The 14,789-nt window shown below is 48.5% G+C and carries 18 protein-coding genes and 1 other annotated feature; of the genes, 13 read left to right on the plus strand and 5 right to left on the minus strand.

The window, feature by feature from the left end; genetic code table 11:
* Nucleotides 1-260 precede the first annotated feature (260 nt).
* The 4 genes from C7R92_RS16790 to C7R92_RS16805 all read left to right on the plus strand — a co-directional run bounded on the left by C7R92_RS16790 (nt 261) and on the right by C7R92_RS16805 (nt 2,528).
* On the plus strand, nt 261-737 hold the full coding sequence (locus C7R92_RS16790; protein ID WP_106835048.1) for a hypothetical protein: 477 nt from the start codon (nt 261-263) through the stop codon (nt 735-737).
* A gap of 22 nt (nt 738-759) precedes the next feature.
* Nucleotides 760-1,200, plus strand: a complete 441-nt coding sequence (locus C7R92_RS16795; RefSeq protein WP_106835049.1) for a peroxiredoxin — start codon at nt 760-762, stop codon at nt 1,198-1,200.
* A gap of 73 nt (nt 1,201-1,273) precedes the next feature.
* Nucleotides 1,274-2,326, plus strand: coding sequence for a DNA polymerase IV (locus C7R92_RS16800; protein WP_017247664.1), 1,053 nt, complete (start codon nt 1,274-1,276; stop codon nt 2,324-2,326).
* 13 nt (nt 2,327-2,339) lie between these two features.
* Nucleotides 2,340-2,528 (plus strand): hypothetical protein, encoded by a 189-nt coding sequence (locus C7R92_RS16805; protein ID WP_048032230.1) that lies wholly within the window; start codon nt 2,340-2,342, stop codon nt 2,526-2,528.
* A gap of 51 nt (nt 2,529-2,579) precedes the next feature.
* On the opposite strand, the gene C7R92_RS16810 is transcribed toward C7R92_RS16805, so the two are convergent.
* The 3 genes from C7R92_RS16810 to C7R92_RS16820 form a co-directional block, all read right to left on the minus strand.
* A complete protein-coding gene (locus C7R92_RS16810; RefSeq protein ID WP_106835050.1) occupies nt 2,580-3,026 on the minus strand; it encodes a GNAT family N-acetyltransferase in 447 nt (148 codons plus the stop codon).
* Nucleotides 3,023-4,240 carry an MFS transporter gene (locus tag C7R92_RS16815; RefSeq protein WP_106835051.1) on the minus strand — a complete coding sequence of 406 codons (1,218 nt, stop codon included), beginning with the start codon at nt 4,238-4,240 and terminating at the stop codon, nt 3,023-3,025. Before C7R92_RS16815 ends, C7R92_RS16810 begins: the two co-directional genes overlap by 4 nt.
* Before the next feature lie 106 nt (nt 4,241-4,346).
* Entirely contained in the window at nt 4,347-4,895 is a 549-nt protein-coding gene (locus tag C7R92_RS16820) for a TetR/AcrR family transcriptional regulator (RefSeq protein ID WP_017247668.1), read from the minus strand.
* A gap of 214 nt (nt 4,896-5,109) precedes the next feature.
* Between C7R92_RS16820 and C7R92_RS16825 the strand changes: the two genes are divergently transcribed.
* The 9 genes from C7R92_RS16825 (at nt 5,110) to leuS (ending at nt 13,064) form a co-directional block, all read left to right on the plus strand.
* A complete protein-coding gene (locus C7R92_RS16825) occupies nt 5,110-5,634 on the plus strand; it encodes a YqeG family HAD IIIA-type phosphatase (RefSeq protein ID WP_017247669.1) in 525 nt (174 codons plus the stop codon).
* Nucleotides 5,631-6,752, plus strand: coding sequence for a ribosome biogenesis GTPase YqeH (yqeH, locus tag C7R92_RS16830; RefSeq protein ID WP_017247670.1), 1,122 nt, complete (start codon nt 5,631-5,633; stop codon nt 6,750-6,752). The genes C7R92_RS16825 and yqeH overlap by 4 nt, the downstream gene beginning before the upstream one ends.
* A gap of 75 nt (nt 6,753-6,827) precedes the next feature.
* Complete coding sequence (locus C7R92_RS16835) at nt 6,828-7,679, plus strand: shikimate dehydrogenase (RefSeq protein ID WP_069850353.1); 852 nt, start codon at nt 6,828-6,830, stop codon at nt 7,677-7,679.
* 30 nt (nt 7,680-7,709) lie between these two features.
* Nucleotides 7,710-8,000, plus strand: coding sequence for a ribosome assembly RNA-binding protein YhbY (gene yhbY / locus C7R92_RS16840; protein ID WP_007727776.1), 291 nt, complete (start codon nt 7,710-7,712; stop codon nt 7,998-8,000).
* Between the two features lie 14 nt (nt 8,001-8,014).
* Entirely contained in the window at nt 8,015-8,608 is a 594-nt protein-coding gene (locus tag C7R92_RS16845; RefSeq protein ID WP_106835052.1) for a nicotinate-nucleotide adenylyltransferase, read from the plus strand.
* On the plus strand, nt 8,592-9,182 hold the full coding sequence (gene yqeK / locus C7R92_RS16850; protein WP_069850351.1) for a bis(5'-nucleosyl)-tetraphosphatase (symmetrical) YqeK: 591 nt from the start codon (nt 8,592-8,594) through the stop codon (nt 9,180-9,182). Before C7R92_RS16845 ends, yqeK begins: the two co-directional genes overlap by 17 nt.
* Nucleotides 9,182-9,538, plus strand: coding sequence for a ribosome silencing factor (gene rsfS, locus C7R92_RS16855; RefSeq protein ID WP_017247674.1), 357 nt, complete (start codon nt 9,182-9,184; stop codon nt 9,536-9,538). Before yqeK ends, rsfS begins: the two co-directional genes overlap by 1 nt.
* A gap of 6 nt (nt 9,539-9,544) precedes the next feature.
* The gene (locus C7R92_RS16860) at nt 9,545-10,294 is read left to right on the plus strand and encodes a class I SAM-dependent DNA methyltransferase (RefSeq protein WP_106835053.1); all 750 of its coding nucleotides are present in this window, start codon (nt 9,545-9,547) and stop codon (nt 10,292-10,294) included.
* A 38-nt stretch (nt 10,295-10,332) separates the two neighbouring features.
* Nucleotides 10,333-10,578 (plus strand) — a binding site (T-box leader).
* A 68-nt stretch (nt 10,579-10,646) separates the two neighbouring features.
* Nucleotides 10,647-13,064: a leucine--tRNA ligase gene (gene leuS / locus C7R92_RS16865; RefSeq protein WP_106835054.1), complete on the plus strand. Its 2,418-nt coding sequence runs from the start codon at nt 10,647-10,649 to the stop codon at nt 13,062-13,064.
* 93 nt (nt 13,065-13,157) lie between these two features.
* Here leuS and comER read toward each other — a convergent pair whose 3' ends face one another.
* Entirely contained in the window at nt 13,158-13,991 is an 834-nt protein-coding gene (gene comER / locus C7R92_RS16870; protein WP_017247677.1) for a late competence protein ComER, read from the minus strand.
* 74 nt (nt 13,992-14,065) lie between these two features.
* Nucleotides 14,066-14,770, minus strand: coding sequence for a helix-hairpin-helix domain-containing protein (locus C7R92_RS16875; RefSeq protein ID WP_106835055.1), 705 nt, complete (start codon nt 14,768-14,770; stop codon nt 14,066-14,068).
* Between the last annotated feature and the right edge of the window lie 19 nt (nt 14,771-14,789).

The raw sequence follows: 14,789 nt of genomic DNA on the forward strand, positions 1-14,789 counted from the left end.
CACTCCCTCCTACTCGATTGCAGGAGGGCTTTCTAATCTAGTGAAAAAGGGCGTTTCAACCAGACTGGTGCAGTACTGTAACCAAACTAAGAGGGCAATATAGGGCGATCAAAAGCAGGCGTAAAACATGAAGGTGATGGTAGAGCCTCGCGTATCGCAGCGGATACGTGGTTTTTTTCAGTGTTAGCGTGGTGAAACAAGGATAAATGACAGGCAGAATCGAACTTCACGTAAGAGAATTGATTCCGTGAGGTGAGTTTTTGAAGAAAATAATTGTTGTTATTTTGCTTTTTCTACTCGTTTTTCCACGGTTCCTCTTCACGGAGTATTTTGCAGAACGCGAAATGAAAATGATAACCACAAACTATTATCAAGCGCTTATCGATGAAGACTATGAAAAAGCATTCAACACCCTTTATCTTTATGATTTTGCGGAGGATAAGCATCCAGTTGATGGCACGACGTTAAGTGAACAAGAAGCGAAAGAATTTTACATGAAAAAGATCGCCTTCTTAAAAGCTCATCAGTACAAACTGAACGATTATGAGATCAAAAAGATTAGATACGAAGATGGGCATACCGCCTTTCTTGAAATGAAGCTTGAAGTTGAGCATGATGGACAAAAATTTCAATATGCTGAAACCGTACATATTTGGGAAGGAAAGGTATGGATTATGGGAGAGGAAGAAGATCCGTTCACAAAGTATCGGGATGGGAAAATGAATTTTCCCCTGTAAACTGAGCATAGAGGTGAGAGAAATGTTAAAGGTTGGAGACTCGGCTCCCGTCTTTACGGCGACGAGCACAAAAGGAACCATTGATCTTACAGCACACATCGGCAAAGAGAATATCGTCCTCGTCTTCTATCCGGGAGATGATACCCCGATTTGTACGAAACAGCTATGTGCAGTTCAGGAGCATTACACGACAATCGAACGAGCAAACACCGTTGTTTTTGGCGTGAATCCAGGTGGCATGAACAAGAAACGCTCGTTTGCTGATAAGTTCCGCTATGAATTTCCATTAATCGTGGATGAAGACGAATCGATTCGAAAAGCATATGATGTCGGAAAGGTTCTTGGATTGTTTTTCCAGCAACGCATCGTGTACATCATAGGCAAAACCGGAAATATCATCTACGCCAAAAAAGGCAATCCGCCGGTGTCTGAGCTGCTACAGGTAATCGAAAGCCAAGCCTAGAACGTTCTCGCTTGCGTCAATGGAGCAAAACAGGGATAATAGAAATGAGAATGTATGTTTGGTGGGTATCCCTATGAAAAAAATTCTTCACTTGGATATTGACGCATTTTTCGCGAGTGTAGAGCAATTAGATCGCCCCGAATTGCGGGGCAAGCCAGTCATTGTCGGGGGAACTGGCAATCGCGGTGTCGTATCGACTTGCAGCTACGAAGCTCGAAAGTTCGGTGTTCGCTCCGCAATGCCTGTCGCCATGGCGAGGAAAAAATGTCCGCAAGGCTTTTATTTGCCTGTCCGCTATAGCCGTTATATCGAAAAATCTGCTGAAGTCAGACAGATATTTACTTCTTATACAGAGCGTTATCAAACAGTGGGTCTAGACGAGGCTTATTTAGATGTGTCCCACTATGAGAATGCGGTGCCCATTGCCCGCGATATCAAGAGGCGAATCAAACGGGAGACTGGACTTACTTGCAGCATTGGACTTTCCTACAATATGTCGTTGGCTAAGATTGCCAGTGACTTGAAAAAGCCGGATGCCTTTGTCATCATTCGACCTGAGCAGGCTTTGGATGTACTGCGGTCGTTGCCAATTGGCACCTTGCATGGAGTCGGCAAAAAGTCGCAGGAGCTGCTCGCGAAAAAGGGGATTGAGACGGTAGAGGATTTTTGGCGGCTTACGCTCGATGAGGCTACTACCTTATTTGGGAAATTCGGTCGTTCCCTCTATTACCGAGCGAGAGGAGAAGACAATCGCGAAATCGAAATGGACCGCGCACCGAAATCATCGAGCCGCGAAACGACACTGCCCTTTGATTTGTTTGACAGGGATGCGATTGCTCCGATTGCCACCTCCCTTTTGCGTGAGGTCGAAGAGGACATCCGCGAGGAAGGGGTTGAGCCTCAGACGATTACGCTCAAAATTAAATACGCGGACTTTACCCAGCGGACCAAGCAGCTCAAGGCTGTAGCCGGGGCCAATTGGCAGGATCTGTTGGACGATCTACTCGACGCCTTTGACTATACAGCGGGCGTTCGATTGGTGGGCGTTGGCTTTTCGAATTTTGCCGAGCAGCAAGGGGAGCGGTACGAACAGCTCTCCATGTTTTCGTGGAAGCTGGGGAAGTAAGGGAGGGAGAGCCGTGGAGACAGAGAATGCCTTTCATTGCTGTGCGACCTGTATTCATTTTCGCGTGGAGAAAGGGACGGGAGGAGTCAGCTATCGATGTTCTCGTCTAACCTACGAGACACGTCCGGACTATCGATTCCAATGCTGGACTCCGACAGAGAAGGTCAAGCGACTGATGGAAGCGCGTAAAAGTCAACGATAGCGACAAAAAGAGGCACCTCCTTCGTCAGTATCGACAGAGGGGGTGCCTTTTCTATTCATGTGTCAGGTCGAGTTCCATCACTTCCTCCGGACCATCCATTTCGCCATTTGAGGTAAAGCCGATCGCCTCATACAGCTTGCGAGCGAACTCGTTTTCAGGATGAATACTCAAGTAAATGCGCGTACAGCTGTAGCGTCTGCACATTTCTTCAACGAGCATGCGCAGGAACCTTTTGGCGTACCCCTTACCCTGATGGCTACCATCAATCATAAAGCGATCCAGCCAAATCCGGCCATTCTCTACTTCGATTCCATGCATGGCATAACCGATAGCGATGTCCTTGTCATACAGACCGCATGATATCCATTCCGGTTCAAAACCTGATTGGGCGATGGAAAAAGCGTTGCTCTCGATAAAGGAGTGTTGACCCTCCGTTACAGTCAAGCAGGCTATTTGGCGCCAATTTTTTTTCGTAATTTCACGAATAGACAAGCTCAAAATTTCATCTCGCTTTCATTGGTGATGAGACGGGCGGATTTGCTTGCTTTTAATTGGACAAAAAGTAAAATGCCGAAGCCAAGGATGGACGCTGCCACGATCAGGAGGGCAGAGGATACTGGCAGTAAATCCGTCAAAATTCCCCCTGCCAGTGGGCCTGCAACCATTCCGATTCCGTGAAACATATTAAAGAGAGAGTATGCCGTGCCGTATGCGCCGCTTCCCCCTTGGTCAATGATGGCCCCCAGCGTAGCCAAGGTAGGCGATAAGGTAAAGCCAATACTAGCCCCGACCAATGCCATTGCGAGCATTGCCTGCCAGAGGGAGTTCGCCCACGCCAAAAATGGCAGAAACACAGCCAGCGTAATGATTCCGACAAACATGAGCTTATACGGATTCATGCGGCTGGAAAGAGAGCCGGCAACTGGGGCGATCAGTCCGTATGCGAGTGTCATGACCCCAAACAAAAGACCAATCGTTGTCGGCGTCATGCTGAGTTTCTCTGTAAAAAATACGGGCAACGTCGGTTCAAGCAAACAAAGGGAAATCTCAGCCAACAGGACGATTCCAGCAATAAAGATGACTTGCGGATTGCGAATGAATCCACCGACATGAAGCTTTTCACTGACAGTTCTCGTCGTGTCTTCCTTCAAGAACAAGTAGACCAGCACAATGTTGATCACGGTAAAGGCTGCTGCTGCCAAGAAAGGCATGCGATGGTCACTGATTTCAAACAACCATCCGCCAATCGGCGCTCCAAGCAATGTACCGGTCGAAATCGCCGTCAATGCAATTCCCATTACAGTTCCGCGCATTTTGGATGGGAACAAATCCGCCAAGAGGGCAAGGGCAGTTGGCCAAGTAGCCGCAGCAGCTATACCTTGAACAAAACGAGCGGTAATCAACATGGCCATTGTCTCAGAGAAAGCAAACAATAACGTGGAAACGGCGAGACCGAGCAAGCCGATCAAAAGCATGGTCCGTCTGCCAATCCGATCAGATATCGGCCCGAAAATAGGAGTGGCAATGAGCATCGCGACGGCATAGCTGCTAAACAGCACGCCCATCATGGTGGAGGAGGGCTGAAGCTTTTCCGTAAAATATGGAACAATCGGAATCAACAAGCTGTACAACAGCATGTCGATGAAAAGGATCAGGATGACAAACAAAAGTCCTATTCGTTGTTGTTTGGTCATTTTTGTAAAGATGGACATGATGGAACACCTCTTAACTATAAAAACTATTTTTGTTTTATCGGTTTTCTTGCGAAAAACGATATCGTGGCCTACCAAAGTTAGTGGAATGACCACGAGCCATTTGTTACCTTTTATTCGCTGGTACCAATCCAAACAAGAGGACATCTACAATAGCGGAAAGCGCCTCTGTAACTGTAATCTGGTTTTTCATGTAAAAACGCTGGTCGAGTGTAGAATTCAGGGCATCGACAATGACCTTCAGCATGAGCGTGACGTCCATATTGACGATGAGTCCTTCTCGAATCGCTTGCTCGAGAAGGACGCGAAGCGTCTGCCAATCCTCGGATAGAGAAGCCTCGACTTGGGCATATTGCTCAGGATAATATCGCTTCATCTGTTCGAGGATGCGCAAATCATAAAATTCATAGTGTGTCGGTAAAACCATCATGACGCCTTTGATTTTATGGATAAGAGAGAGACTGTCATCTGCGAGAATTTGCTGTGTTTTTTCATCGCCCTCTTCAAAGGACTGCTGAATGATTGTTTCCAGAATTTCTACCTTAGATGAGAAGTGCTCGTATAACGTGCGTTTGCTGATCCCGAGCCGCTTCGCCAAATCATCCATGGAAAATTTCATGCCTTTATCGCGAATCTCTTCAATAAAACCTTTCATGATCCGGTTTTTAATTGCAATCGACCCCCAGTCAAAACAACCTAACAGAAAACCAAAAAAACAAAAACAGTTTCCTTAGTAACGTCATTTTACACAGGATGACAGAGCAATGCAAGCAGTGATCATGCTTTTTGTTTTGCAACCAAGTGGTCGATTATGGTATAGTAGGTGCCGAAATCGCGGTTGATTGCTTCACATCATTTGGAGGTGCCCCGTGTTTTTAGAGAAGCTGATGCCTAGTCAGTTCGTCGAATCAATCCATCACATTGACATAGATCAATTGAAACGAAATAACATCCGTGCGGTGATTACAGACTTGGATAATACCTTGGTGGAATGGGACAGGCCACATGCAACCGAGGAGGTCATCAACTGGCTTGCTCGCATGCATGAGGCAGGCATACAGGTCACTGTTGTCTCCAACAACAACAAGGAGCGTGTAGACCGCTTCTGTGCCCCATTAGATCTCGGGTTTATTTATGCGGCCAAAAAGCCGACAAACCGTGCCTTTTTGCAGGCAGTGCGGCAGATGAATGTAACCATCGCTGAGACTGTTGTCATTGGCGATCAATTGTTTACCGATGTGCTGGGAGGGAATCGATTAGGATTTCATACGATCCTGGTTGTTCCTGTGGCCCAGACGGATGGTTTTTGGACGCGCTTTAATCGTCAGATGGAGCGTGTGGCCCTTATTTGGATGGAGAGGAAAGGAATGGTTTCGTGGAGGAGAAAAGCATGACGGAACAAATGCATGGCTCTTGTGCTGGATGTGGGATTGCCATTCAGACAGCAGATGCAAAAAAGCCTGGCTATGCACCTGAATCCGCGCTTGGCAGAAAGGTAGTCATTTGCCAGCGTTGTTATCGCATCAAGCATTATAATGAAGTAGCTCCTGTAGGAATGGGCGATGACGATTTCCTCAAGATTTTGGATGGCATCGGTTCTACGGAGTCTCTTGTCGTAATGGTAGTCGATATTTTTGACTTCCAAGGCTCCTGGCTCAAGGGTTTACCGCGCTTTGTCGGGAAAAATCCGATTTTGCTCGTGGGTAACAAGGTCGATCTGCTGCCGAGAAACATCAACCTGAACCGCGTGCGCAACTGGATGCAGCACGAAGCAAAAGAACGCGGACTGCGCCCAGAGGATGTCGTACTTATCAGCGCGCAAAAAGGGCTTCATATCGATGAACTGTTGAATCGCATTGGAGAGCTGCGCAAAGGTCGAGATGTTTACATCGTCGGTGTAACCAACGTAGGAAAGTCGACCATGATCAACCGCATCTTGCATGACTACGGTGCGGCTGAGCTGGAGATTACGACTTCGCCGTTCCCAGGTACGACGCTGGACAAAATCGAGATTCCGCTCGAGGATGGCCGCTCCATTTTTGATACACCGGGAATCATTAATCGCGACCAGATTGGACATATGGTATCCCCGACTGATCTGCGAAAGATTACCCCGACCAGCCGGATTAACTCCAAGGTGTATCAGCTCGATGCTGGACAATCACTCTTTTTGGGTGGTCTAGCCCGTATCGACTTCGCACGTGGAGAGAGACAGCCGTTGATCGTCTATGTCGACAACGACCTGTACATCCACCGGACGAAGCTGGAGAAAGCAGACGAGGTGATGCAAAAGCACCATGGAACCCTGCTGGTACCGCCAACAGGGGAGGAAGCTGCGAAAGCACTTCCACCATTTGTGAAGCACACCTTTAAAATCAACAAGTCCACCACGACGACCGACATCGTAATTTCCGGTTTGGGCTGGGTCAGCATCCAAGGAAAACACGAAGCGAGTGTTGTCGTGCATGCACCTAAAGGCGTAAGTGTTGGGATGCGCAAAGGGCTGATCTAGCTTAAGCAAGAAAAGTCGAGTTAGCCTTGCCCCTTGCCATATGCTATAGAGAGACGTCCGGGGAGGAAAAGCTCCATGATTACAAGCAAAACACAACTGGTTGGCCTGTTTGGACATCCAGTTTCCCACTCGCAATCACCGATGATGCACAATACAGCTTTTTCAGAGACCGGGTTGGGGTTTGCCTATGCTGCGTTCGATGTTGAACCGGAAAATCTGGAAGATGCAGTCGCGGGTATTCGCGCGTTAGGCTTGAAAGGGATTAACGTCACGATCCCCCACAAGGTTGCTATCATGCCGATGCTGGATGAAATCGATCCGCTCGCCAAACGAATCGGCGCCGTCAATACCGTCGTTTCTCGTGATGGACGCTTGATTGGCTACAACACAGATGGTATGGGCTATGTTCGTTCGCTTGTGGAAGAGACGGGAATCGTTCTTGAAAAGCAAGTGGTAACCATGGTAGGGGCTGGAGGCGCAGCGCGTGCAGTGGCGTTTACCTTGGCTGAACAAGGAGTCAAGGAAATTCGCATCATCAATCGTTCCCGGGAAAGAGCCGCGGTATTGGCTGAGCATGTCGGGACGATTGTACCTACGAAAATCGTAGAACAGGGCGAAGGGGCAGCTGCCATCGCAGACTCTTCGCTGTTGATCAATACGACATCGATCGGAATGCTGCCAAACGTACAGGAGACACCTGTGCCAGCAGAATGGCTTCATTCTGGTTTAACCGTTAGCGATCTGATTTATAACCCCCTCGAAACGCGTCTGCTCAAAGAAGCGCGTGCCATCGGTGCCACTGTACATTCCGGAATCGGCATGTTCGTGAACCAAGGTGCACTGGCTTTTGAGCTGTGGACGGGCGAACGAGCACCAACTGGGGTTATGCGTGAGGTCGTCTTGCAACAATTAAAGAAAACAACCTGATTTTGCAGGATGAAAAAGGAGGCATTGCCGATGTTGACCGGCAAGCAAAAGCGTTTTTTGCGCGCAGAAGCACATCATCTCACCCCGATTTTCCAAGTAGGAAAAGGCGGCGTAAACGAGAATATGATCACTCAGATCAAAGAAGCGTTGGAAGTACGTGAATTGATCAAGGTAGCGATTTTGCAAAACAATAACGACGATAAACATCAAGTGGCAGAAGATCTGGCAGCAGGTGCTGGAGCAGAGCTCGTGCAGTTGATCGGCCATACGGTTGTCTTGTACAAAGAGTCCCGGGAGAACAAGACGATCAAGCTGCCATAAGTGATCTGCATGCAATGAGACAGCCAATCAAGCAAGTAGGGATCATGGGAGGAACGTTTGACCCGATTCATTGCGGGCACTTGCTGGCGGCTGAACAAGCCAGAGAGCAAGCGGGCCTGGATGAAGTCTGGTTTATGCCTACACACGTTCCACCGCACAAAAAGAGAGAGAGTCTGACGCTGGCGAATCACCGCTTGCAAATGGTTCAGCTCGCCGTGTCTGATCACGAGGTGTTTCGTGTAACAGATGTGGAGTTCGGAAGAGAAGGTCCATCGTATACCTATGACACGATGATTCAGCTCATCAGGCAGTTCCCAGATTGCCGTTTTTCTTTTATCATGGGAGGAGATATGGTAAAAATCTTGCCCAAATGGTACCAGTACCAAGAGCTGATTCATATGGTACGCTTTATAGGTCTAGCGAGGCCTGGAACCGAACTAGATCAAGAATCGAGCGAGGATGTCACATTTGTGGAGATGCCTGTTTGGGACATTTCCTCCACGATGATTCGCGAGAAGGCAGCTGCCAGGAAAAGCATCCGTTATCTTGTACCTGATGCCGTGGAGCGCTATATAAAGGAGAACCGAATCTATGAGACTTTTGGATAATCGGGAAGAGCTTCTCGTTCGCGTACGGCAACAAATGCATGAAAAACGCTACAAGCACACGCTTGGGGTGGCTGCGTCAGCTCGCGAGCTGGCAGAGAGATTCGGGGCTGATCCTGACAAAGCCGAGCTTGCTGGACTGTTGCACGATTACTGTAAGTGCTGGCCTGTGGAAAAAATGTTCGAGATTCTCGTTCGCCACGATATGCCTACAGAGCTTTTGGAAGGGGAAAAAGAGCTGTGGCATGCCTTTGCAGCAGCTATTGTGATCCAGACTGATCTAGGTGTGACGGATGCAGATATTTTACAAGCTGTTCGCTACCATACAACGGGTCGGGCTGGCATGTCCCTGTTAGAAAAAGTCGTCTGTGTGGCAGACTATATAGAACCAAACCGGGTTTACCCGGGTGTCGATTTTATTCGCGGCAAAGCCATGCATGATTTGGATGCCGCCCTGGCACTCGCCTTGGGAGGCACGATTCAATTTTTGATAGAGAAGCAAAAGACGGTTTTCCCGTTGACATTGACCGCATATAACGATTTGGTTTCCCGCAAAGGGAGAGAAGGAGGGTTTTGATGGTTAAAACAGTAGAAGATTTGGCACAGTTGGTAGTGAAGGCAGCAGAGGACAAGAAAGCAGAGAACTTGAAGGTGCTCGATATTAGAAAGCTGTCCGTGATCGCAGACTATTTCATGATTTGCCACGGAAACAACGAGCGTCAAGTACAGGCAATTGTTCGCGAAATCCGTGATCAAGCCCACAAAAACGGCTTTGACGTCCGCGGTATCGAGGGAGCAGATGAAGGTCGCTGGGTACTGGTTGATCTGGGCGATATCGTTATTCACGTTTTCCATCGCGAAGATCGCGAGTTTTACAATCTGGAGCGCCTGTGGAAGGACGCAGAGGAAGTTTCCTTTAGCGTGCAAGGATAAGGACAGATGGCATACGCACATATGGCCGCTGTATATGACAGGCTGATGGCGGATACTCCGTATGACCAGTGGCTCGATTGGGTCGAGCGTCATTGGACAAAGGGAGAGAAGCCTGTGCGGGTCATTGATCTTGGCTGTGGGACTGGCACGATTGCGATCCCACTCGCCAAGCGGGGATACCGTGTTACGGGCGTGGATCTCTCAACAGAAATGCTTGCGATCGCCTATGACAAAATGAGGCAGGAACAAGTGGATGTAGCGTGGGTGGAGCAGGATATGCGCGAGCTGTCCTTGCCCGAAGCGGATGCGGTCATCTCCTTGTGTGATTCATTGAGCTACCTTACAGAGGAAGAGGATGTGCAGGAAACGTTCAAGCGCGTTTTCGCTCATCTCGCGCCCGGTGGGAGCTTTCTGTTTGATGTGCACAGTCCGTACAAGATGCTGCACATTTTCGGAGACGAGACGTTCACACATGTAGAAGATGAAGTTTCGTACATTTGGCAATGTTTTTGCGACCCGCTGCGTCTGGAGGTAGAGCATCAGTTAACGTTTTTCATTCGTCAGCCAAACGGATTGTACGAGCGGATGGAAGAAGAGCATTGGCAACGGGCTTACCAGCCTGTCCAACTGATGCGCTGGCTGACAGATGCCGGCTTCACAGACATTGTCATCACCGCTGATTACTCGGATATGCCGCCACAAGAAGCGAGTGAGCGCCTATTTTTTTCAGCCCGCAAGCCGAAAAGTTTGACATGATTGGTTCGGATTGACTATAATGGCGTTATAACTACAGATTCGACGCGTTTAAGAGGAATAGTAGGCATAGGATTCGAGCATTCACAGAGAGTTGACGGATGGTGCAAGTCAACCCGAATCTATCTGAACTCACCTCCCAGCACTTGCCCCCAAGGTCATTCAAGCAATGACTGCGTAAGGGTGAGCGGCTTATCCCCGTTACGGATGAAACAAGTGGGTGAATGCTTGTCATTTGCCAATCTGGGTGGTACCGCGGGAATGTTAAATAACCTCTCGTCCCTTTCGCAACAGCGATCTGGGATGAGGGGTTTTCTTTGTTTTTTCACCTATTTTAAGATGGGAGTGCTTTACCATGGTATTCAGTCATCAAAATGTCGAAAAGAAGTGGCAGCAATATTGGGAGCAGAACAAGACCTTCAAAACCTCCGAGGATGAGGGCAAGAAAAAGTTTTACGCACTCGACATGTTCCCGTATCCATCTGGAGCTGGCCTGCACGTAGGACATCCGGAAGGCTATACGGCTACTGATATTTTATCCCGCATGAAGCGGATGCAAGGATATAACGTTCTTCATCCAATGGGCTGGGATGCGTTTGGTTTGCCAGCGGAGCAATACGCTCTCGATACAGGAAACGATCCGGCGGAATTCACCGAGCACAATATCAACACCTTCCGTCGCCAAATTAAGTCACTCGGATTTTCCTACGACTGGGATCGCGAAATCAATACGACCGATCCGAATTACTACAAGTGGACACAATGGATTTTTACGAAGCTGTATGAGCACGGCTTGGCTTATATTGATGAGGTAGCTGTAAACTGGTGCCCTGCTTTGGGAACGGTTTTGGCGAACGAAGAAGTCATTGACGGAAAAAGTGAGCGTGGCGGACACCCAGTAGAACGCCGCCCAATGAAGCAATGGGTCTTGAAAATTACTGCGTATGCGGAAAGACTCTTGGCTGATCTGGATGAACTGGATTGGCCAGAGAGCATCAAGGAAATGCAACGCAACTGGATCGGTCGTTCTGAAGGGGCAGAAGTAACCTTTGGTATCGAAGGTCATGACGAATCCTTTACCGTCTTTACAACTCGTCCAGACACTCTCTACGGAGCAACTTACGCGGTATTGGCTCCTGAGCACAAGCTGGTTGAGCAAATTACCGTACCAGCTCAAAAAGAAGCAGTGGAAGCGTACCTGGATCAAGCGAAGCACAAGAGCGATCTGGAGCGTACTGATCTGGCGAAAGAAAAGACAGGAGTATTTACCGGAGCATATGCGATCAACCCGGTTAACGGCGAACGTCTGCCAATCTGGATTGCAGATTACGTGCTGATCAGCTACGGAACAGGCTCCATCATGGCGGTTCCAGCGCATGATGAACGCGACTATGAGTTCGCAAAAACATTCGATCTGCCAATCAAACAAGTAATCGCTGGCGGAGATATCTCCAAAGAAGCGTATGCAGGCGATGGAGAGCACATCAACTCCGGTATGCTCGATGGCTTGAACAAAGAACAGGCGATCACCAAAATGATCGAGTGGCTGGAAGCGGAAGGCAAAGGAAATCGCAAAGTAACATTCCGTCTGCGCGACTGGCTGTTCAGCCGTCAACGCTACTGGGGTGAGCCAATTCCGATTCTCCATCTGGAAGACGGCACGATGAAAGTCGTTCCAGAATCCGAACTGCCAATCGTATTGCCAAAAACAAAAGAAATCAAACCATCCGGTACAGGTGAATCGCCATTGGCAAACATCTCGGAGTGGGTAAACACCGTCGATCCGGAAACAGGTATGAAAGCACGCCGTGAGACAAACACGATGCCACAATGGGCGGGTAGCTGCTGGTACTTCCTGCGCTTCATCGATCCGCACAACGATAAGGCAATGGCTGATCCAGACAAACTGAAAGAATGGCTGCCAATCGACATTTACATTGGCGGTGCCGAGCATGCGGTGCTACACTTGCTCTACGCTCGCTTCTGGCACAAGTTCCTGTATGATATTGGTGTCGTACCAACCAAGGAACCATTCCAAAAGCTGTTTAACCAAGGAATGATCCTGGGTGAAAACAACGAGAAAATGAGTAAGTCCAAAGGTAACGTCGTAAACCCAGACGATATCATTGACAGCCATGGTGCCGACACACTGCGCATGTACGAAATGTTCATGGGACCACTGGATGCTTCGATCGCTTGGTCGACAAAAGGCTTGGATGGCGCACGCCGCTTCCTGGATCGCGTATATCGTCTGTTTGTAGGTGACAACGGTGAGCTGAACGGAAAAATCGTGGAAACCTCCAACGTGGCTGGCATGGAGCGCGTGTACCACCAAACGGTGAAAAAAGTAACAGAAGACTACGAAGGCCTGCGTTTCAATACAGGTATCTCTCAGTTGATGGTATTCGTTAACGAAGCGTACAAAGCTGAAGTTCTGCCGAAGAAATTCATGGAGGACTTGGTAAAAATGCTGTCTCCAATCGCTCCGCACTTGGGTGAAGAGCTGTGGGAAAAACTAGGCCACAGCGAGAGCCTGGCATACGAAGCATGGCCTACGTATGACGAAGCGAAGCTGGTTGAAGACGAGGTAGAAATCGTCCTGCAAATTAACGGCAAAAACAAAGAGAAGCTGCTCATCGCTTCTGATTCGACGAAAGAACAGATGGAAGAGATGGCGAAAAACAATGAGATGATTAAAGAACTGATCGAAGGAAAAACGATCGTCAAAGTCATCGCTGTTCCAGGCAAACTGGTGAATATCGTCGTTCGTTAAGAAAAGGACGGCAAGAAATAAGAAGAGGAGTGGAGCCTGTGAGTGACAGGTATCCACTCCTTTTTTCGTAAATCAACGCTTCTTCGTCTTGCGCTAATGTGGCTGATTGCTCAAATTTCGTGCAACCAGTTCCTGGTCCTCGGCAAACTTTGCTTGTGTACGACGAAATACTTGGGCGAAAAGACCGGGAATACCGTTTTGCAAAGGAATCAGACCTTCCCCAGTAATTCCACCGGGCACGCAGACCCTCTTTTGCAGAGTAGGAAGGGTGAACGCTTCTTCTCGTAAAAGATCTGCGATCCCAATTAGCATTTGCGTGGTCATGTAGGTAGCAGCTTCTTCGGAAATGCCAGTTTCTTCAACAGCTTCTTGAATCATTTGCTGCAAAATATAGCTGATAAAAGCTGGCCCACAACTCACAATGTCAGAAGTAATTCGTAAAAAAGGCTCCGAAATCTCAATAGGGGAGCTAATGTGGGCAAACAAACTTCGTATAAAATGACGTTGTTCCTCTTGGATTCGTGATCCAAATTCACATAAGCTGACACCACTCATTACGGCATTTGTGATAGAAGGAACGACTCTGGCAACCGCACATGGAACTTGAGTCTCCAAATCCGCAAGCTTGATCGGACTGGTGATCGTAATCAATAGGTGGTCTGGCGTTAAGGCAGGAGCAATTTGTTCGAGCATCACGCTATATTCCAGTGGCTTGACGCACAGCACGATCGTTGTAGCTTCTTTGACCAAATCGGCATTGCTGTGCGCGACAATGAGCCCGGGATGTTTTTCTGCCAGTTGCTGCGCCTTCGAAAGGGTTCTGTTGCTGATAATGACATGACCAGGAGTCAGCGCCTTGGCTGACAGCAATGATTCAATCAAGATACTGCCCATGCTGCCCGTACCAATAAACCCAATTCTATTCATGGGCATACCTCCCTCCGATATTCTTTTCCCATTCTATGTAGGAGTGCCTATGATCATGACCGGATGCTGAGCACTCATTTTACCACCAGCCGATCTTTTATCCGTGCAAACATCTTCTCACCAATTCCCTCAATCTGTTTCAGGTCATCCGCTGAACGAAATGGCCCTTGTTTTGTCCGGTACTCCATGATTGCCTTGGCACGAGCTTCTCCAATCCCGGGAAGACTCATGAGCTCTTCGACAGTTGCCATGTTGAGATTAATGGCTGAGGAGGCACCAGTGGTGGATACGCTGGAAGCAGATTGTACAAGGCCAATGGATGCGGAGACTGGCGCGGTGGCCCCTTTAGCCGGGATGACAAGAGCAGCTCCATCTGTGAGCGGCGCTGCCAAGTTGATCTGGACAAGGTCAGCATCAGGAAGTGCTCCTCCTGCTTTCTCGATGGCATTTGCGACACGCGTACCTGGTTCGAATTGGTATAATCCAGGATTTTTCACTTGCCCTTTCACATCGACATAGAGAGGAGAGAGGAGTGGTTCCTTGTCCTTATCTTTTTCCGGTGTCGCTTTTACAGATTTGGCAGGTTGAGCAGCTGCTGAATCATCTGTCAGTTCTTTTGTTTCAAGATTCGATGCTGCATAAGCAGGAGAATGCAACGGTAGTTCGTCAGTCTTATGTGATTGATCGCGTTGATAGATCCAATAGCTACAACCGACAAACAGAACAGCCGCAGTCAGCAAGATGATACGACGATAACGCTCCCACCACTCCAGCACCATAACAAAAACCCTCCCGTCC

Source organism: Brevibacillus porteri (assembly GCF_003013475.1).
Taxonomy (GTDB): Bacteria; Bacillota; Bacilli; order Brevibacillales; family Brevibacillaceae; genus Brevibacillus; species Brevibacillus porteri.